Source organism: Stenotrophomonas sp. Sm6012, assembly GCF_030985895.1.
GTDB classification, from domain to species: Bacteria; Pseudomonadota; Gammaproteobacteria; order Xanthomonadales; family Xanthomonadaceae; genus Stenotrophomonas; species Stenotrophomonas forensis.
Map to the genome: position 1 here is coordinate 13,804 of NZ_JAPTFX010000039.1, position 19,904 is coordinate 33,707.

The following is a 19,904-nucleotide window of genomic DNA, read 5'->3' on the forward strand; positions in this document are numbered from 1 at the left end:
CGGGCCTAGTCAAGATTGGGTCTATTTATATCTATAATTGGCGAAGTAACACCACGCGCAATAGCGAACATCGGAGTCAGGCAGATGTCTGTCAGCAACGAACAAGCGAAGCAATGGCCTAATGTCGTCAAAGTTCGGGATGATCGAGATCCCATTCGCTTTGATAGCGCTGACGGAAAGTTCATTCTCGATGAATTTGCTGACGTTACCTGGGTAGATGGAGACTCCAAGGAATTCACCCAGAAGGATTTGCGGGGCCGAATTGAGCCTTGGCTGACCTCACTCTTCCAATCCGAGCATTTGTCGCTTCTCGCGGGCTCAGGCTTGACCCATGCGGTCCACCAGCTAGCCACTGGAAAGTTGGCGGCTGGCATGAACGCCCTCGCCCTTAGCAATCACAGCGACAAGATCAGTGCGTCAGCCAAGCAATCTGCCGTAGCTGCGGGACGCAAGGCCGACAACCTGGAAGACCAATTGCGGGTTGCCAATGAGCTTCTTCGTGGATTGGAAATTCTCGGAGATAAAAGTGAAGCATCCCTTCGCACTGAGATTGCGGACGGGATGGGGAAGTTTGCCGAGTCCATCTTGGCTAGCGAGAGCGGGATCGTTTCTTCTGACGACTCTAAACGGGAGGACGCGTTCAATACGCTCGTCACGTTCTTGATGAGCTTTGCCAGCCGTACCGGCGTCCGCGACCGACTCAGTATCTTTACCACCAACTATGACCGCCTGATCGAGGTCGGTGCAGAGCTCGCTGGTCTGCATTTACTAGATCGCTTCCTTGGCACGTTGACACCGATCTTTCGTTCGTCGCGCCTTGATCTCGACATGCACTACAACCCTCCCGGCATCCGGGGCGAGCCCCGCTACCTGGAGGGCGTCGCACGCTTCACCAAGCTGCATGGCTCTGTGGATTGGTTACAGGTCAACAAGGACATCCGACGCATCGGCCTACCCTTTGGAGCGAACGACGTCGCCCCCTTCCTCGCGGCTCCCGGCCTGGATGGAGCAACAGCTCACAAGCTGATGATCTACCCTAATTCCGCCAAGGACAGGGAAACAGCGGACTACCCATACGTTGAACTTTTCCGTGACTTCGCGGCAGCGGTCTGTCGCCCCAACAGCACTCTGGTGACCTACGGTTACAGCTTCGGCGATGAGCATATCAACCGGGTAATCCGCGACATGCTCACTATCCCATCCACGCATTTGGTAGTGATTGCTTATAGCGACCCCCTTGGTCGAATCATGCAGACCTACAAGGAGATGGGCAGGCCCTCTCAGATCAGCCTGTTGATCGGCCCTGCTCTGGCCGACCTGACCGCCTTGACCGAGCACTACATGCCCAAGGCCGCAATCGACAAGACCACCTTCCGCATGGGCGAGCTCTTGAATCAACGCTGGAAAACCCAACAATCGTCGAAGTCGCTTGGAAAGGGTTCCGGTTCGAACGATGTGGACGACTTGATATGACCTTGTCTCCACTGGCGTATGCCGATTCGTTGCGAATCGGCACTATCGACTATGTATCACCAGACAGCATCAAGGTGCTGCTGGATATCGAGGCGCCCGATGGAGTCGCGCTCAATGCTGGCGCTCCTCGCCCGTTTCCGCGCGTCAATGGCTACGTATTGGCCGCCAGCGACCAAGGCTACCTTGTCGCGCAGGTGGAGTGGGTCACCATCGAGCGCTCTCAGTACCCGAAGCGTAAGGGCATGCAGGACTTCGGTCTGGTGGATTTGCCCTATCCACTGCGAAAGATGAGCCTCAACCCTTTGGGCTGCTTGTTCTATTCAGAGGGAAAGTACGAGTTCCGGCGTGGCGTTGAAGCCTACCCATCAGTTGGCGACCCCGTCATCCTGCCTACTCAGGAGCAGCTGCGTGCCATCGTCGAATCAGGCGGGAAGCGGCGCATCAAGATTGGCACCAGCCCCTTGGCCGCCAATGCCGAGGTCAAGGTCGATCCCGACCGTATTTTTGGTCGCCACCTGGCAGTTCTGGGTAATACCGGCAGCGGGAAGTCGTGCTCAGTTGCTGGCCTGATCCGGTGGTCAATGGATGCGGCACGGAAGGCGCGCAAGGGCAGCGCTCCGAATGCACGCTTCATCGTTCTGGATCCTAACGGAGAGTACGCCAGTACCTTCAGGGGTATGGGAAAGGTCCGAACATTCGCCGTGGCAGCATCCGCAGAGATTGAGCAACTCCAAGTTCCAATGTGGTTCTGGAACAGCGCGGAATGGAGCGCATTCACGCAGGCCAGTGCAAAGACTCAGCGTCCGACACTGATACAGGCGCTTCGTTCTGTCCGCGATGGCACGATGGGTACGTCCGTCACCCCAAGCCACGAGATGCGTCGCTTTCTTCGAACGCTGGTTTCAATAATCCAGATTGAACGCAATGCTGGGAGTCCATGGGGAAGGTTCCCTCAGCCCAAGAACTTCCTAGAGAAGATCAGGAAATGGCAAGAAGGACTTTCGGATGACACCGCTTTCAGCCAACCAGAGAACGATGCTCTGGCGGCTTTCAGGCACAGAATTACCGAGTTCGCCAATGCCCGTAGCGGGCAGTATCCGACCTACGACTTCACGAAGTCGGAGGTTGATGACCTTTTGCATCTAGCCCAGACCGCGCACTCCGCCTTTGGCGGATCCGACACGGATGTCCTTCCTATCGACGCCGATGTTCCGCGCCCCTTCACCGGCGACCAGCTACTGCGCAGTGTCGAAGCCAATGCGGAGCTGACGGGAGTCTCTGAGTACGTCGAGACCATGCTGATGCGCATCCGAGCGATTCTTTCGGACAACCGCATGAAGAGCATCATCAGCGGCCATGGAGATGCCTCCCTCCACGACTGGCTAAGCAAGTACATCGGCGATGACCAAGCCTCCAACGGGTCGGTCACGGTGATCGACCTGTCTCTGGTTCCGGCCGAAGTCGTCCACATCATCACCGCCGTTATCGCCCGCATGACGCTGGAATCCTTGCAGCGTTACCGCAAGCTCAATCATGGCAAGACTTTGCCGACAGTCCTGGTGATGGAGGAGGCGCACACCTTCATCCGTCGTTACCCGGACGATGCGGAAAACCAAAGTTCCGCCGCGATCTGCTGTCAGGTCTTCGAGAAGATCGCCCGCGAAGGCCGCAAGTTCGGCTTGGGATTGGTGCTGTCTTCGCAGCGCCCCAGTGAGCTATCGCCGACCGTGCTCTCGCAGTGCAACAGCTACTTGCTCCACCGCATCAGCAATGACCGCGATCAGGAGTTGGTGCACAAGCTGGTTCCTGACAACCTGCGTGGCCTGCTCCGTGACCTTCCGTCCTTGCCATCCCGCCACGCCATTCTGCTTGGCTGGGCTTCCGAACTACCTGTTCTTGTGCAGATGAATAGTCTGCCGGCTGACCAGCAACCTCGGTCAAATGACCCCGACTTCTGGTCGGTGTGGTCTGCAGAGAATCTCGAAGCCGACGAACTTGGGCTGCCCATTGCAAGATCTGTCGATTGGGAGACTATCGCCACCGATTGGCAGCAGATTTCCCCTGAACAACCCCTATCGCCAGCCTCCTCTTCGGCGCAGTCCGCCGAGGATGACGAGGACACCATTCGATTCTAGCGGGCTGGCTGCGCCAGCCTTCTCGCTTGATCCGCAATCGCTTCAAGGAACCACCATGGACAAACTGAAAATGCACTCCCCCAATCTGACCCATGCCAACCTGGCACGCTTGCGCGAGTTGTTTCCGGGCTGCGTGACGGAGGCTAAGGACGAGGACGGCGGTGTGAAGTTAGCGGTGGACTTCGACCAGTTGCGGCAGGAGCTGTCGGCTGCGTTGGTGGAGGGGCCGCAGGAGCGGTATCACCTGAACTGGCCGGGCAAGCGCGAGGCGTTGCTGACGGCGAATGCGCCGATTGCCAAAACCTTGCGGCCGGTTCGCGAAGAGAGCGTGGACTTCGATACGACGAAAAACCTCTTCATTGAGGGCGACAACCTGGATGCGTTGAAGCTGTTGCAGGAGACGTATCTTGGCAAGGTGAAGGTGATCTATATCGACCCACCGTACAACACGGGCAACGATTTCATCTACGAAGACGACTTCGCCGAGAATGCTGACGAGTATCTGCGACGCTCGAATCAACAGGACGAGGAAGGAAGCCGTTTGATGGCAAACACTGCAGCCAACGGGCGATTTCACTCTGACTGGCTGACCATGATCTATCCGCGACTGAAGCTCGCGTTCAACTTGCTCAAAGATGATGGTTTTATCTTTATTTCAATTGACGATAATGAAGTCGATAACCTAAAGCGCATCTGCAGCGAAATTTTTGGAGCCGACAACTTCGTGGCAACCTTCGTTTGGCAGAAGACACTGACTCGGCGAAATGACGCCACTTTTGTATCCAATGCGCACGAGTACGTTGTCTGCTACGCAAGAAATCAAGCTCTAGCGACCTTCAATAAGGTCGACACAGACGATAAGCAACGAGCGACCTACACAAATCGCGACAACGATCCGCGTGGCGACTGGCTCGCCGTGCCGTTCCACGCACCGAACATTCGTCCGAACCTCACTTATCCGATCACTACACCTAGTGGGCGAGTTCTCATGCCACCGTCAGGACGCCACTGGAGCACAACAAAGGAGCAGTTTGACGGCCTTCTCGCCGATGGGAGGATTTACTTCGGCAAGAACGGTGACGGTATGGCGCAGCGGAAGAAGTTTTGGTCCGAGCGTGATGAGGGCATGGTTCCGTGGACCTGGTGGCCACACGAAGAAGCCGGGGAGAATCGCAGCGCGACCAAGGAGATCAAAGACCTCTTCGACGGCGAGGTAGTGTTCACGGCGCCAAAGCCGACAAAGCTGATCCAGAAGATATTGGAATTGGTGCCGTCGTCTGGTGGCGATATTGTTATTGACTTCTTCGCTGGCTCTGCAACCACCGCGGACGCAATCATGCGCTGGAGCGCCGCCGGGCGGGGCGACTGGAGGTTTTTGCTGGTTCAAGCACAGGAAGAATGCAACCCAAAACAAGTCGCCTCGAAACTTGGCTATGCAACGATCGCTGACATTAGCAAAGAACGCATTCGCCGTTGCGGGAAGAGGTTAGGTGAAGAGAGAGGAAAAGTTGACTCCGGATTCCGTGTACTAAAGGTCGACACGTCCAACATGATGGAAGTGTTTTACGCCGCTGACTCCATCACTCAAGGCAATTTGCTTGCCACCATCGACAACATCAAGCCCGACCGCGTCCCGGAAGACCTGTTGTTCCAGGTGATGCTGGACTGGGGCGTTGACCTTGCCCTGCCCATCGAAAAGAAGGTCATCCAGGGCAAGGACGTGTATTTCGTCGATACCGACGCGCTGGCCGCTTGCTTCGACAAGACTGGCGGCATCGATGACGCCTTCGCCAAGGAGCTAGCAACGCACAAGCCGTTGCGCGCCGTATTCCGCGACGCCGGCTTCAAGAGCGACGACGTGAAGATCAACATCGAGCAGATCTTCAAGCTGCTCTCGCCGTGCACCGAAGTGAGGTGCCTGTAAGGTGACACGATGGAACAACCTGAACAGACTCAATTGTTGAACGGCCTGATCGCCACCTGGGAAAACGAGGTGGTGGAGTTCAAGCAGGCCAGCAACGATTACAGCACCGACGACATCGGTAAGTATTTCTCCGCGCTGGCCAACGAAGCCAACTTGCGCGGGACAGAATCCGGCTGGCTGGTGTTCGGCGTGAACAACAAGACCCGCGCCGTGGTGGGCACCGATTACCGCCCGCAGGAGGAGCGCCTGCAATCGCTGAAGATGCAGATTGCCGAGAACGCCGAGCCGCGCATCACCTTCCGCGACATACACGAATTGCATCATGCGGACGGCCGCGTGTTGCTGTTCCAGATTCCCGCCGCTCCGCGCGGTATCCCGATCGCTTGGAAGGGCCACTACTACGCCCGCGCCGGGGAAAGCCTGACCTCGCTGGGCTTGGACAAGCAGGACGAAATCCGCCGCCAGACCTTGGCCGTGGACTGGACGGCGCAAGTCGTGCCAGCGGCCACGCTGGACGATCTGGATGACACCGCCGTGCGCAAGGCGCGCGAGTCATTCGCCAAGAAGTACGCCAACCGCACCACCCTTGAAGAAGTGATGGGCTGGCCGCTGCCGACCTTCCTCGACCGCGCCCGGCTCACACAGGGAGGCCAGATCACCCGCGCCACTCTGCTGTTGCTCGGTAAGGCCGAATCCGCCTACCGGCTCTCACCGCACCCAGCGCAGATAACGTGGAGCCTGGAAGGCCCTGAACGCGCCTACGAGCACTTCGGCCTGCCTTTCCTGCTCAAGACCACCGAGCTCTACCAGCGGATCCGCAACATACAGCTGCGCATCCTGCCGCAGAACGAGCTGGTCCCCGTGGAAGTGCCCAAGTACGACCAGCGGATCGTTCTTGAAGCCCTGCACAACTGCATAGCCCACCAGGACTACACCCGCGATGGCCGCGTCGTGGTCACCGAGGAGCCGGACAAGCTGATTTTCGCCAATGAGGGCGGCTTCTACGAAGGCCAACCGGACGAGTACATCCAGGGCACCAAGATCCCCCGCCGTTACCGCAACCCGTTCCTCGCCCAGGCGATGGCCGAACTGAACATGATCGACACGATGGGCTACGGCATCCGCGACATGTACGCCGGCCAGGCCCGCCGCTACTTCCCGATGCCGGATTACGACCTGAGCGAGCCTGGCTCTGTGAAGATGACGATCTACGGCGGGGTGGTGGACATTGCCTATAGCCGCCTGCTGATCCAGAAGACCGATCTGCCGCTGGCCGACGTGCTGGCCCTGGACCGCGTGCAGAAGAAGCTGCCAATCCCCGACGAAGCCGCTGCCCGCCTGCGCAAGGCCGGGCTGATCGAGGGTCGCAAACCGAACTACTTCGTCTCCGCCATGGTGGCCGCCGCAACGGCCAGCAAGGCCGACTACATCCGCACCCGCGGTCAGGACGACGACTTCTACGCCAAGTTGATCACGGACTATCTGGCCAAGTTCGGCGAGGCCTCCCGTGCCGACATCAACAAGCTGCTGCTGGGCAAGCTGAGTGAGGCCCTGACCGAAAAGCAGAAGGGCAACAAGATCAGCTCCCTGCTGACCAAGCTCCGCCGGCAGGGAACGATTGTGAACGCCGGTTCAGATACCGCTCCCAGCTGGCAGCTTGCAGAGAGAAATTAGAAGTCCGGCAAAGAGACACCCCGAAAAGTCACGCAAATTCAGGCATTTACCCGGATCCGGGGCCCGAATTTCCAAAGAGGCTGCAAAGAGAAAGGCCCCGTACCGCATGAAGCTCAAATTCAAGACCCAGGCCTACCAGACCGCCGCCGTGCAGGCGGTCGTGGACTGCTTCAAGGGCCAGCCGCCGGCCAGCCCGGAGGCAATAAGCTACCGGATCGATCCCGGCAAGCAGGCCAAGGGCCAAACCATCGGCACCACACTCGGCAGCGGCGACGGCTTTCGCAATGCCGATTTGTTCCTCAGCGAGAAGCAGCTTCTGGACAACATCCAGATGGTGCAGCGCGGGCAGAACCTGCCGGTTTCCGACAAGCTGGTGAAGACCAAGGTGGCCGACATCAATCTCGATGTCGAGATGGAAACAGGTACCGGCAAGACCTTTTGCTACATCAAGACCATCTTCGAGCTGAACAAGCAGTACGGCTGGAGCAAGTTCATCATCGTGGTGCCGTCGGTTGCCATCCGCGAAGGCGTGGCCAAGTCGCTGCAAATCACGGCAGACCATCTGTTAGAGACGTACCAGAAGAAGGCGCGGTTCTTCATCTACAAATCCAAACAGTTGCACCAGCTGGAGAGCTTTTCGTCCGACGCGGGCATCAACGTGATGGTCATCAACGTGCAGGCCTTCAATGCCACCGGCAAGGACAACCGGCGCATCTACGAAGCGCTAGACGACTTCCAGTCGCGGAAGCCGATTGACGTCATCAGCGCCAACCGCCCGATCCTGATCCTGGACGAGCCGCAGAAGATGGAAGGCGGCAAGACGCTGGACTCGCTGGTCAACTTCAAGCCGCTGGCCGTGCTGCGTTACTCGGCCACGCACAAGACCACGCACAACAAGATCCATCGCCTGGATGCGCTGGACGCCTACAATCAGAAGCTGGTTAAGAAGATCGCCGTGCGCGGCATCACCATGAAGGGGCTGGCCGGCACCAACGCCTACCTGTACCTGCAATCGATCGACATCTCGCCCAAGAAGCCGCCGGAAGGACGCGTCGAGTTGGAGCAGAAGCTCAAAGGCGGCAGCATCAAGCGCATCGTACGCAAGCTGAAAAAGGGCGACAACCTGTTCGACCTGTCCGAAGGCCTCGACCAGTACCGCGAGGGCTATGTCGTCTCGGACATCAATGCAGTCACCGACACCCTCAGCTTCACCAATGGCGTAGACCTAGCCACCGGCGACGCCATTGGCGATGTAAACGAAGCCGCCCTGCGCCGGATCCAGATCCGGGAGACCATCAAGGCGCACTTCGACAAGGAACAGGCTCTGTTCCAGCAAGGAATCAAGGTGCTTTCGCTGTTCTTCATCGACGAAGTCGTGAAGTACCGTGATTACGGCCAACAGGACGAGAAAGGCGAATACGCCCACATCTTCGAAGAGGAATACGAGCTCTACCTCAACGAGGTTCTGGAGCTGGAAGAGACGCCGTGGACGAAGTACCTGAAGTCCATTGCCGTGGAAAAGACCCACAGTGGCTACTTCTCCATCGACAAGAAGAGCAAGCGCCTGGTCGACCCGGATGAAGAAAATCGCGGCGAGAACGCCGGCATGTCAAATGACGCCGATGCCTATGACCTGATCCTGAAGGACAAGGAGCGCTTGCTGTCCTTCGACACGCCGGTGCGCTTCATCTTCTCACACTCGGCACTGCGCGAAGGCTGGGATAATCCCAACGTGTTCGTCATCTGTACCCTCAAGCACAGCGACAACACAATCTCACGTCGCCAGGAAGTCGGCCGCGGCTTGCGCCTGTCCGTAAACCAACAAGGAGAGCGCATGGATGGCGGCAGCGTCCACGACATCAATGTGCTCACCGTAGTAGCAAGCGAGAGCTACAAGGACTTCGTGACTGCATTGCAGGCAGACATCAGCGCCTCGCTGTCCGCACGTGCCAGGATTGCGGACAAGACCTATTTCACGGGTAAGGTACTGAAGGCGCCGAACGGCGACGTGACGGTCACTGCCGACATGGCGACCGACATCGAGTTCTACCTGATTCAGAACGGCTACGTTGACAAGAAGCGCAACATCACCGAGAAGTACCATCAGGCAAAAAAGGAAGGTGCTATCGTCGAGTTGCCGGAAGAGCTGCTGCCGCATGCCGAGCAGGTGTTCCAGCTGATCGACAGCGTGTTTACGGAAGGGCAGATTCCGACGCCGGAGAACGGTCGAAATCTGAAGCAGCTGCTGCCAAACCAGAACTTCGAGAAGCAGGAGTTCAAGGCGCTCTGGCAGCGTATCAACCGCAAAGCAGCCTATAGCGTGCACTTCAACGGCGACGAGCTGGTCCGCAAAGCCGTGGACATGATCAACCACAAGGACGAAGGCCTGCGGGTCATGCCCTTGCAGTACGTCATCCAGGCGGGCGAACAGGAAGACGAAATCACCTACGACAAGCTGGACGACGGAAAGAGCTTCCGCATCTCCGAGAACAAGACGGAGAACCACCGCAGTTCAATTCACTCAGCCGTGCCCTACGACTTGATCGGCAAGATCGCCGAGGGTACACAGCTCACCCGTCGCACGGTAGCGGAGATCATCAAAGGGATGAACGTGGCGGTATTCGCCCAGTTCAGGACCAACCCGGAGAGCTTCATCGCCGAGGCTGTTCGTCTTATCAACGAGCAAAAGGCCACGGTGATCATCGAACACCTCGCCTACGACCCGGTGGACGACAGCTACGACTTGGACATCTTCACTGCCGGGCAGACAAAGCAAGACTTGAGCAAGGCCGGCGACAAGCTCCATCACCACATCTACGACTACGTCCTGACCGACTCCGATATTGAGCGTCAATTCGTCAAGGAGCTAGACACCAGCACCGATGTGGTGGTCTATGCCAAGTTGCCGAAGGGATTCTTCATCCCCACCCCAGTCGGCAACTACAACCCCGACTGGGCGATCAGCTTCAAGGAAGGCCAGGTCAAGCACATCTACTTCGTCGCCGAGACGAAGGGATCCATGTCCTCAATGGACCTGCGGGAGATCGAAAAGACCAAGATCAAATGCGCCCGCAAGTTCTTTGCCAACATGAACGAGCGGCTTGCCCCGAGCAATGTTCAGTACGACGTAGTGGACAGTTTTGGAAAGCTGATGGAAGTGGTGAAATAGGGAGATTATTCGTTCGTCGAGTGGTTTTAATTTTGCCATGGAGGGGACCTCAATAACATTTCGCGCAGTACATCGCCAAGCGTAACGGGCTTTGCACTGCTGGCAGCGCGTGAATTCAGGCCGTTCCGGCATTGGGCGCGGTGCGCGGTCACAGGACTGACATGTGTCACGTAGCGCGGCGCGGTGAATTTCACAGGCAAGGAGCCCATGCCAGTTCGCGCTCGATAGGCTTGGGGAGGGGATGCCGAGGCCTTCCTTTCGACACTTTCGCGATCAGTTCAGAATTGAGTGCCCGTCTGAGATTCCGCCGAGGAAGAAGAGGCGAAAGCTGTACTCGTGATGCGAGCATTGGTTAACCCTCATCCTCACGGATTCTGTTCAAGTCAGATTGGCCCTGAAGGCTCGGAGCAGGTCACTGGGTGGGGGAGTTTCGGAGGCTTAAGGTGGGGCACATACATTGCGAATGTGTGGCACGATAAGTAGGAAAGTCCAGGGTTAGTTGGCGTGTTGCTGACATTCCAATATCAGGGCGGGGAACGAATGGTGACGGATCTCAAGGATGAAAATTCATTGCGCGAGGCATGCAGGGTGGCGCAAGAGCGGCATCGGAGTCAGCGCCACCTGGATGATTGGCTGAAGAGGCTTGCTGAGTGGCTTCAGTATGTGGCCAGTGTAAATGAAGCGACTTTTACGAGCCCGAAATTCCAGAAGGAGCTGTGGGAGAACGAGACTGTGTCTGCCACCGGCCAAGGACACATCGACGTATCCCGCGTGATCGCCGATCCGGCAATCGCGCGCCAGCTGTGGGAGCTAAAGCAATCGCCCATCCCTACTGATCCGCAGGAATGCATTCAATGGTTTGCTAAGGCATGGGACGACATCGAAACGCGTGTTCGGGCGCTCACGGACCGTCGGCCACGATTAAAGATGTATCGCCTGTTTGCCTCCCTCTGGCCCCACCATTTCACGACCGTCGCGCACTTCCACAAGCTGCGCAGATTGGGGGGTGCCATAGGCCTGACTCCCGGACTTGAGCATCGTACGGCGTTGCATCAGCGCGTGCTTGATCGCCTTGCCGAGGTTACTGATCAGGCTGGAAGCGTTGAAGAGCAGATGACATTGCCTTGGTTGCTATTCGTGCACTTCATTCAGGACAAAAGCAGCGATGCCACGGAGGTCGCCGGAGATAAGGCTGGTGAGATCCAACTGAACCCGTTGCCCGCCAATCGCCGCCGCCGCGGCATGACCGGCATCGGCGGTGGGTTGTCGACTGTTCTTGGCATGCTCGAGTTCGCGAAGGATGGTTGCAAGCGCGAAGACTTCATCGAACATCTTCGTTCGCAAAATCCCACGCATACCCGCGCGACACTTAATACGAACCTTAACTGCCTCATGGCGGAATGGGGTGTCATTCGGGCAGAGGGCGACGAGCTGCAATTGACAGACCGCGGTGTGGCCCTGCTTGAAACGGGTGATCCAGAGGAAGTGTCGGATTGGATGCTCACCCGCATCCTTGGCTTCGACAATCTGTTGGTCATGCTGCGTGCCGGGCCAAGATTACTCACTGAGATCGTTGATTCATTGCAACGTGTAAATCCTGGGTGGACGACAAACTTCGCCCCCACAGCGCTGATCAATTGGATGCGCTACCTTAGTTTGGTGGAATCCGTGCCTGGTAAGCAAGTCCAGCTGACCGAAAGCGGTGAGGAATGGGCCGCTCGCGTGACTTGGGAACCCGACGTTCTAGCGCCCGCGCCAATGCTGTCTCCAACCACGGAGATGTTGGCCACGGCCTCTGAGGCCGCGTTGGCCACTACGCTGCCTTCGGTGGCCTCGATTTTGGCTACCTTCCCCAAGGACATCGCGTTCCCACTGCAACTCGTGGCCCGATTGCATGCAGGCCTTTGGGCGAATGCGCGCCGGCATTTTGCGGTCTTGACTGGCTTGAGTGGCGCCGGCAAAACTCAGCTCGCTCGCTGCTACGCGAGAGGCCTGCGAGGCAATGGCAATGCCGATGGTGCATTCGAGATCGTGCCCGTGCAGCCGGGATGGCACGACCCCTCGAGCTTGCTGGGTTACATCAGCCCCCTCAAGAACGACATCTACGTACGCACGCCATTTTTGGAGTTCCTTCTCCAGGCACAGGGCAACCCGGACCAGGCTTACACGATCGTTTTGGATGAGATGAACCTGTCTCACCCGGAGCAATACCTAGCCCCGATGCTGTCAGCGATGGAAACCGGCGAGCCCTTGCGATTGCACGCACAAGGCGAAGCCGTGGATGGCGTGCCGGCGAGCATCGCATATCCCGAGAATCTGGTTCTGATCGGCACAGTCAATATGGACGAGACCACACATGGATTGAGCGACAAAGTTCTCGATCGCGCAGCGGTCATCGAGTTCTGGGACATTGACGTGGATGTTTTCCCTGGCTGGTCAACCACGCGGCTGCCCACCGAACATGCCAGCCAGGTGCGCGAGGTCCTACGAACATTGGTCAAGCAGCTGCGTCCGGTCCGCCTGCATTTTGGATGGCGCACGATTGGCGATGTCATCGGTTACGTTGAAGCTGCAACCGACGGCGGCGTGCTGACAACGGAGGCCGCCTTGGATCACGCGATCTACGCCAAGGTGCTGCCAAAACTGCGGGGCGAGGACACGCCACGGTTACGCACAACCTTTGATCAGGTCGAGAGCACCTTGCGCACGCGCAATCTTATCGAGTCCGCTGAAAAGGTCGCCGAGCTGGCACAAGATTTGCGTCATCTGGGCAGTGCGCGCTTCTGGCGTTGAACCAATGGTGGCATTGCGTTGCATCGACCAAGCGAATGTCAGCCAAGAGCTTCTGCCCGATGTCACGGTGCCTGGGTTTCGGGAGCTTGGCACATACTTTTTTATCGCCCCGCTGGATGGCGTTGATCTGTATATCGACGAGGCGCCTGCGGAAGCCGTCCAGGTCGGTGGCCAGTCGGGCTGGCGATGGACACCAGGCTTTTATGCAGGCGTGGTGGTCGCCGAATTACTCAGTCATAGTGGACAGCGTCTGGCGGAGTACCGTCTTGATGTCGGTCCTGAAGGCAGCAAGCTTGGTGAAGGGGTCTTCCACACGTTGCTGGAGGAACTTCGTGCCTTTGATCCGGCGCTCCTACTCGGCACCGAGGCGGCACAAGCCAGTATCGGTGTGTCCGGTGAGGTGACTTCGCCGCTTCTGGCGTACGCGCGTCTGCGGCGGAACGGTGATGCCCTGCAGGCCGCCTTGCGAGCCGTGATGGGCCATCCCTTGACCCGGCTGCAGTGTGACCGCGCCCTAGTTCCGGCCCATCACGTACGACGACTCGATGTCGCATCGGCCGTCAGACTACTGCGACATCCGGCGACAGTCGCGTACTTGAACGATGATGCCGGTGAATTGAATGAGAAGACGCCACTAATCGAAGTTACGCAGTCCACCGACACCGTCGACAATCCCGCAAATCGGGCTTTGGTCGCGGTCATGCTGTCGGTGCGGCTACGTTGCCAACATGTGGCTGATGCACTCGCGGTACTAGCGCGAGTGGACGAAAAAGCTGGCACTAGGACACCGTTGCAGCCTCGCTTGGCCCGAAAGTTGGCGTACCTAGACGGGCTGTCGAAAGCTCTTGCGCGCTTACTCAAAGGCGCCCCTTTCGCTTTGACTACCCGCGCCGAGGTGACTGCCGCCGGCTTGAACGCCATCTCTGCCCATCCCGCCTATGCACGTGCCTATCGGTTCGCTTGGTCGTCACTCCGTGGAGGCGTAGCTGGCGATTTGGCCGATGAGCAGACTTGGTTGAGTCCAACTTGGGAGATCTACGAGCGTTGGTGCTTTGCCCAGGTGGTGCAGTGCCTTCGAAAGCAACGACCGGATCTAAGCTGGACAACGCACTATCCGACGACGCGGAACGACTGCATCCGAGTGGTGGGGGCGGGCGATGGCGTACAGATGGAAGCGTGGTTGCAGCGTCGATTTCGAGCGGGTGACAGTACGCCGACCGGGTTTCGCAGCATTTCCGCCGAACTTCACCCCGATATCGTGATCACAGTCGATGACCGTGGTGTACGCAGGATGTTTGTACTCGACGCCAAGTACCGCACCAGTCGGATCAATGTTCTGGACGCTATGCGCTCGGCACATCTCTATCAGGACGCATTGCGTTGGGACGAGGCGCGACCGGTGTGCTCGTTGTTGCTGGTTCCCCGTGGTGGCGGCGCGCCTTGGTTGGAGGCGCCTGAATTCCATGCCGCTCACCAGGTCGGGGTCCTCCCTTTAGCGCCGGACACGCGCTTGGGTCTCAGTGTGGCGCTGGACCGCTGGCTATCTACCTCCACTTTTGGGGCCTTCTAAAAGTGGGGGGATTACCGAGCAAGTCAAACAGTCGCATGGCTTTTATCCTCGGTAGTGACGAACCATGCACGCATTGGCTTGCTCGCCCAGGTGTACCCGATTGGGGCGAAGAGACGAAGAGGCGGGTAGATCCAAAGGCTTCTCCAGAAGAACCGCGTAGTCGGTGGTCAGTAACGACGGGGCCAAGGCCGCGGTGTTCTTGGGCGTGACCCAGAGCAACCCGTAATCGAGGAGCGTGTGGAGATCAGCCCGCAACAACAAGCCATTGTCCAAACGGTTGGTGTACTCGCCCTTGTAGGGCAGCACGAGCGCCGCCTCCAATACCTCCATCGCCGAGCACCTAGTGATGGCGCAACGGCCACCGTAGGCGTCCAGCAACTTGGCGAGAAACAACGGTTGGCCCCTTGCGCTGGGCCACCGCATGCATCGCCCACACCCGGGCGACGTGAGTGCTGTCCAACGGAGCATTGAAGGCATCGGCCTGCGTTTCCGCCTCCGCCTTGGCTTGCTCTCCCATCGCCAACGGAGCCGCTTGCCACTTCCACGCGCCCATCGACAGCAGATCCCAATGTCCGTACTGGGCCGGATTGAACAGCACGTAGCGGATGCGCCGCGGCGGGCCAACCTCAACTACTTTGAACAGCCGATCGTGCGGATGGTCCTAGTCGCTTCGCCAGTTCGTGCGGGCGTAGTTGTAGTGAATCCGGCTGGCGCTGTTTACCGTGAAAAACTCCAAGTCGGCACGGTCATTGCCCAATGGATCGGTGGGAAACCGCTCGCGGTCCGAGGCTTCCACCTCTGCCAAGGTTGCACGGCCCAACTCGGCGATCGCCGCAACCGCCCGCCAATAATTCACCCCATCGCGCTTGGCGCGTGTTGGAGCCATCGACTAGGCCCTCTGTGTCAACGTGCGGTCGGGATCCAGTGTCTCCCAGTAGTGCTCGCCGTTGAGGTGCTGTAGGGCGCTTTCAAAGGCGGGCAGCAGCGCCGGGTTGCTCATCAGGTGCGCGCGAGCCATCGACAGAAAAGCCTCGCGATCATTCAGTATCCCAGCCGCCTTCAAGTCGATGGCCTGTTGAATGTCAGGGTGGTCATGGGAGCCCACGTGCTTGAAGTTGGGCAAGAGGTGACGTTCGATCCTTGGCTCCTGGGAGGAGGGCTGCTCGCCAAGCACGCAGAGAAGGCCGGCCTTGGATTGTTCAAATATCGCCCGAAATGCTGGGCCTCTGGCTTCCAAATCCTTCTCTAGGTCCACGGATTGCTGAGCAGACTGAAGCGCCGCTTCTATCACCGTTCTTTCTGCGTGGATCTGTCGCGACAGCTCTGCCGTCGCTGACTGCAGCACGCGTGCCCGGTCGATGTTATGCGTGAGGTCTTCCAGCGCCTGGTTCAGTGTGCTCAAGAATGACCTCTGAGGTCGGGAGGAATTGAATTGGGGGGATGCATGGCGAGGCGCAGTAGTGCATGACATTGTAGGTTCGTTGGAACATGCAATGTTCGGTTGCTTGGCTTGTGTGCCGATTCGAAGCGGGGCCACGGGGAGTTATCCCGTTCCTCGCCGCTTTGGTTTGAAGCTGCATACGGGAAAGTTGGAGCAGGAGTGAAACTCCCCATAAGGGCCCGTGCGCAGCACCAGCACCCCTTGCTTGCAAGCCGGGCACGCTTCTTCCTTGACGGTTTCGCCATCGGCGTCGGTAATCTCCAGGACACCGTCTTCCTCCAGCTCCCGAAGAAACATTGAGCGCTGACCGCGAGCGGTAAACATCGCCACGGTGCGCCTGGCCCGGGTCAGGGCCACGTAGAACAGCCGGCGCTCTTCACTCAGGAGGAACGTGTCTCCCTCGGGCATCGCCAGGGCCAACACCGGATCATCGGTGCGCGTGTTGGGAAAACTTCGCCGACGCGGCGCGCTGATCATCTCAGGAAGGATGACGTAGTCCGCTTCGCTGCCCTTGGAGCGGTGGATGGTTAGGAAGGAGACGTCCACCCAGCGGTTGAACCGACTCTGCCTTATGGGCACATACTGCCGGTCGGCGTTGTAGCGGCCCAGGACGTAAACCGACACCTTGCCGTTTCGCCCCGGAAGGATCGTGCCATCGCGCACGCCGCCGGCCAGGCTCACCACGAAGCGGTCGATTGCATCGGCCAACTGGTCCTTGCTGTCCACCTGGAACGCTCGGAGCACTGGGCCTTGGGCAGGGGTCGCGGAATGCACGCGCTTGGCGATCTGCCCCGGATTCTTGGAGACAAACGCACTGGAGACGTCGCACAGAGCCTGGGGGCAGCGGAACGTTTGCTCCAGCTTGAGTACCTGGCCGTGGCCAAACCACTGGCGAAAGCCGGTCATCACAGACACGTCCGCGCCGGCAAAACGGTTAATCGACTGCCAGTCGTCGCCGACGGCGAAGAAGAAGCGGCCCTTGTCTTGGACCAGTGCACGGCACAACCTGGCCCGGGCGCGTGAGGCATCTTGGAATTCGTCGGCCATCACCAGATCGTAAGGCGATTCCACGCGCCCGCTTTCCAGGTGGCCGGCGGCGAGGTTGAGCATGTCCTCAAAGTCGATGCCACCGTCGATCGCCAAGGCGTGGTCCCACGCCGCCATCACCGGAACGACGATGTCCAGGAACATCTGGTGGCGCAGCTTGAAGGTGTCGGCAGGCATGGCGTCCAGTCGCTGCTGCAGGTCCGAAGCGCTCAAGCCATTACTCTTGGCGTGGCTCATGAACGTGCGCACTAGCCCAATGAGCTCGACCGATTCCATGGGCTTTTGACCCTCCTTGGGAATTTCCCGGTCGGGGTTGGGGTCGAGCACCAAGCCACGGGCGGTCAGTTCGCGCTCCAGGCGGTCCAGATCGTCGCCGTGGCGCAACCCGTGGCTGGTGGTCTCAAACAGCGCGGTCCCTTTGTCCGCGTGGAGCTGCCGCTTCCAAATCACTCCTTCCAGGTAACCTTCGAAGTGCGTTGGCGGCACGCCGTCTGCGTTGAGCGCGAAGTGCTCGTGGAATAGGTCCAGATCGGGGTAGTAGAAATCGGGCTTGTATTGTCGGTGCGTTTCGTCGGCGGTGCGGTGGGGGTAGGGGCCCTCGTAGCGGTAGTTGACCCCGTTCAAGAAGAGCAGGTTGGCGATCATCGCCTCTTCCATGCTTTTCACCCGCTCACCGCGGTTGGTGACCAGCGCGCCCTTGCCCTGGGCGTCCCACACGTCCGCCGGCTCCGAGGCACCAAACGCTGGGAGGTCCTTTCCAAAGACGAAGCGGAATAGGTCCCACTGGCGGCGGAACGTCGGACAACGGTCTTTGAGCTGGTCCACGATGTCGGTGAGCTTTCGCACCCCACCGGCCGCGTCGGTGGCCCAATCGGGAATGTCGGGCTTTTCCCCGGTGGCCTTGCCGATGAGGCGCAAGCCCAGCGCGTGGAAGGTGGAGGCTTCCACGGTCACCTCCGTCATGCCCAGGCGCTCAAACGCCAAGGCTGCGCGGTCCTTGAGCTCTTCGGCGGCCTGCTTGTTGAACGCCAGCAGGACGATCCGTTCGGGGGCCACGAACCCTCGGTGGATGGCATACGCCGCCTTAGCGACCATCGTCGACGTCTTGCCCGAGCCGGCCGAGGCCACCACCTGCACGCGGTTGTCGAAGCACACCACGGCCCTTGCCTGTTCCGGGGTGAGCGGTTTGCTCTCCACCCGATCCAGCAAGTCTTTGCAGGCCACCAACTCGTGTTTCACATGGGCGGCGTTGAGCGCGGCCCAGGCTGGGCGGTGGTCGGTTTCCCATGCAGCCAACGAGCGCTCGATCGCCTGGGCCGTCGGCCCCAGCCGGACCGCCACGCCCGGCTTCTTCAAGCGAGCCCGAAGGGCGGCATAATCAACCCTAGGGCGGGCCGCCAGGACGTCGGCCTGTTGTTCGTGGGTGAACCAGCGGCGCCGCTCCGAACAGGCTTGCTCTTGTTCTGTCTTGTAGTCCAGCCATGTATTGATTTTATGGTGCTCGCCCTTGAGGAGCTCCACGTCCTCGCGCAGGCGCTTCTCCGTCAATGCAATGCTCAACGCCTGAACCAAAGTAGCGCCTTGGGCGTTTGGCAATCCATCGGTCTTCACTTCCCGGTTCTGCCCCGGGTGAAATGTGATGTCGGTCCAGAAGGTGCCGGCGTTGACGCGGTAAGTGGTTTCGTTCTCGACGTTGACCCGATGGGTGCGCCCGTTCAACGCCAAAGAGAGCTCCAAGCCCTCCAAGCGCAAGTGCCACTCCGATGACCCGGTTACGTGCCGGCCCACCCACGACGGGCCCCATTCCTTTGCCATTCCTTGTCCCACATGTTCCTTGGAAATGCCGGTGGGGATGCGTCACCGTACCGACGGTTCCATGATAATCGCTTGACCTATCTTCTATTTGAATTTATTTCAGACCCTTAGTACTACGCTGAAGCAGGATCCTCCTGCTTTGCGTGTGCGCCTCGCATAGGCGTATCGCTTCGAGTACAAGATATGAAAGATAAGTCCGAGTTCCTCTACTGCGTCTTCATCGTGGCTGCGGCCATCTTGTCGGCCGTAGCCCGTTGTTCGTTCACCCGCCCGGACCAGTTCGGCCGGGATTCCTACGACTAAACCAACAATCCAGATAGACCCACAAGGCCCGGCATTGTCCGGGCCTTGTGCGTTATGCCGTCTATGAAAGGAGACCGAGATGCATCACGTTGAAACCATGGCCTATGCAGGCCAAGTCCCATGGCATGGCATCGGAAGCCAGTTGGCTCCAGGGCAGTCCATTGAAGTATGGCGCGAACGCGCCGGGATGAACTGGTCCTTGGAGGAGGCTGAAGTGCGATTCGCCGCCGAGGCTGAAGATCAGTATCCGGTGCGGGCATTCCCCGGGCAGAAGGTGCTTTATCGCTCTGACACCAAGCGACCTTTGGCCGTGGTGTCCAAGCGCTATCAAGTGGTCCAGCCGCGGGAGATCCTTGAGTTCTACCGCGACCTGACGCGCTACAGCGGATTCGAGTTGGAAACTGCGGGCGTGCTTCGTGGAGGGCGGAAGTTCTGGGCATTGGCCCGTACTGGGCAGGGTGTGGCCCTAAAGGGTCAGGATCAGTGGACCGGCCAGAGTTCTGTAGACACTCAGTTGCCGCTCTGCGCGTAGCGCCTTTCAAACTCTACCGGTGACACGC

At 58.9% G+C, this 19,904-nt stretch carries 12 protein-coding genes; 8 read left to right on the forward strand and 4 right to left on the reverse strand.

Annotation, left to right across the window (positions count from 1 at the left end):
- The first annotated feature begins 84 nt into the window (after window positions 1–84).
- The 7 genes from O0J73_RS09440 to O0J73_RS09470 all read left to right on the forward strand — a co-directional run bounded on the left by O0J73_RS09440 (window position 85) and on the right by O0J73_RS09470 (window position 14,738).
- Window positions 85–1,473, forward strand: coding sequence for an SIR2 family protein (locus tag O0J73_RS09440; protein WP_099475915.1), 1,389 nt, complete (start codon window positions 85–87; stop codon window positions 1,471–1,473).
- Window positions 1,470–3,608, forward strand: a complete 2,139-nt coding sequence (locus O0J73_RS09445; RefSeq protein WP_308308570.1) for an ATP-binding protein — start codon at window positions 1,470–1,472, stop codon at window positions 3,606–3,608. Before O0J73_RS09440 ends, O0J73_RS09445 begins: the two co-directional genes overlap by 4 nt.
- Window positions 3,609–3,663: 55 nt before the next feature.
- Window positions 3,664–5,532: a site-specific DNA-methyltransferase gene (locus O0J73_RS09450; RefSeq protein ID WP_308308571.1), complete on the forward strand. Its 1,869-nt coding sequence runs from the start codon at window positions 3,664–3,666 to the stop codon at window positions 5,530–5,532.
- Between the two features lie 9 nt (window positions 5,533–5,541).
- Window positions 5,542–7,206 carry an RNA-binding domain-containing protein gene (locus O0J73_RS09455; protein WP_099475917.1) on the forward strand — a complete coding sequence of 555 codons (1,665 nt, stop codon included), beginning with the start codon at window positions 5,542–5,544 and terminating at the stop codon, window positions 7,204–7,206.
- Window positions 7,207–7,312: 106 nt separating this feature from the next.
- Window positions 7,313–10,375 (forward strand): DEAD/DEAH box helicase family protein, encoded by a 3,063-nt coding sequence (locus tag O0J73_RS09460; protein ID WP_099475918.1) that lies wholly within the window; start codon window positions 7,313–7,315, stop codon window positions 10,373–10,375.
- A 504-nt stretch (window positions 10,376–10,879) separates the two neighbouring features.
- Window positions 10,880–13,168 carry a hypothetical protein gene (locus O0J73_RS09465; protein ID WP_199161387.1) on the forward strand — a complete coding sequence of 763 codons (2,289 nt, stop codon included), beginning with the start codon at window positions 10,880–10,882 and terminating at the stop codon, window positions 13,166–13,168.
- A gap of 4 nt (window positions 13,169–13,172) precedes the next feature.
- Complete coding sequence (locus O0J73_RS09470; protein WP_308308572.1) at window positions 13,173–14,738, forward strand: DUF2357 domain-containing protein; 1,566 nt, start codon at window positions 13,173–13,175, stop codon at window positions 14,736–14,738.
- A 42-nt stretch (window positions 14,739–14,780) separates the two neighbouring features.
- Here O0J73_RS09470 and O0J73_RS09475 read toward each other — a convergent pair whose 3' ends face one another.
- The 4 genes from O0J73_RS09475 to O0J73_RS09490 form a co-directional block, all read right to left on the reverse strand.
- Window positions 14,781–15,131, reverse strand: a complete 351-nt coding sequence (locus O0J73_RS09475) for an HNH endonuclease signature motif containing protein (RefSeq protein WP_241898712.1) — start codon at window positions 15,129–15,131, stop codon at window positions 14,781–14,783.
- A 268-nt stretch (window positions 15,132–15,399) separates the two neighbouring features.
- Window positions 15,400–15,624: a hypothetical protein gene (locus O0J73_RS09480; protein ID WP_099475920.1), complete on the reverse strand. Its 225-nt coding sequence runs from the start codon at window positions 15,622–15,624 to the stop codon at window positions 15,400–15,402.
- Window positions 15,625–15,627: 3 nt separating this feature from the next.
- Window positions 15,628–16,140 (reverse strand): hypothetical protein, encoded by a 513-nt coding sequence (locus O0J73_RS09485; protein WP_241898713.1) that lies wholly within the window; start codon window positions 16,138–16,140, stop codon window positions 15,628–15,630.
- Between the two features lie 141 nt (window positions 16,141–16,281).
- The gene (locus O0J73_RS09490; protein WP_099475921.1) at window positions 16,282–19,041 is read right to left on the reverse strand and encodes a UvrD-helicase domain-containing protein; all 2,760 of its coding nucleotides are present in this window, start codon (window positions 19,039–19,041) and stop codon (window positions 16,282–16,284) included.
- Window positions 19,042–19,423: 382 nt separating this feature from the next.
- Between O0J73_RS09490 and O0J73_RS09495 the strand changes: the two genes are divergently transcribed.
- A complete protein-coding gene (locus O0J73_RS09495; RefSeq protein WP_308308573.1) occupies window positions 19,424–19,876 on the forward strand; it encodes a DUF932 domain-containing protein in 453 nt (150 codons plus the stop codon).
- Window positions 19,877–19,904 lie beyond the last annotated feature (28 nt).

Bases quoted from the DNA above. Each gene is read 5' to 3' on its own strand.
- O0J73_RS09440 (WP_099475915.1), top strand. From the start codon at position 85: ATGTCTGTCAGCAACGAACAAGCGAAGCAATGGCCTAATGTCGTCAAA.
- O0J73_RS09445 (WP_308308570.1), top strand. From the start codon at position 1,470: ATGACCTTGTCTCCACTGGCGTATGCCGATTCGTTGCGAATCGGCACT.
- O0J73_RS09450 (WP_308308571.1), top strand. From the start codon at position 3,664: ATGGACAAACTGAAAATGCACTCCCCCAATCTGACCCATGCCAACCTG.
- O0J73_RS09455 (WP_099475917.1), top strand. From the start codon at position 5,542: ATGGAACAACCTGAACAGACTCAATTGTTGAACGGCCTGATCGCCACC.
- O0J73_RS09460 (WP_099475918.1), top strand. From the start codon at position 7,313: ATGAAGCTCAAATTCAAGACCCAGGCCTACCAGACCGCCGCCGTGCAG.
- O0J73_RS09470 (WP_308308572.1), top strand. From the start codon at position 13,173: ATGGTGGCATTGCGTTGCATCGACCAAGCGAATGTCAGCCAAGAGCTT.
- O0J73_RS09480 (WP_099475920.1), bottom strand. From the start codon at position 15,624: ATGGCTCCAACACGCGCCAAGCGCGATGGGGTGAATTATTGGCGGGCG.
- O0J73_RS09490 (WP_099475921.1), bottom strand. From the start codon at position 19,041: ATGGCAAAGGAATGGGGCCCGTCGTGGGTGGGCCGGCACGTAACCGGG.
- O0J73_RS09495 (WP_308308573.1), top strand. From the start codon at position 19,424: ATGCATCACGTTGAAACCATGGCCTATGCAGGCCAAGTCCCATGGCAT.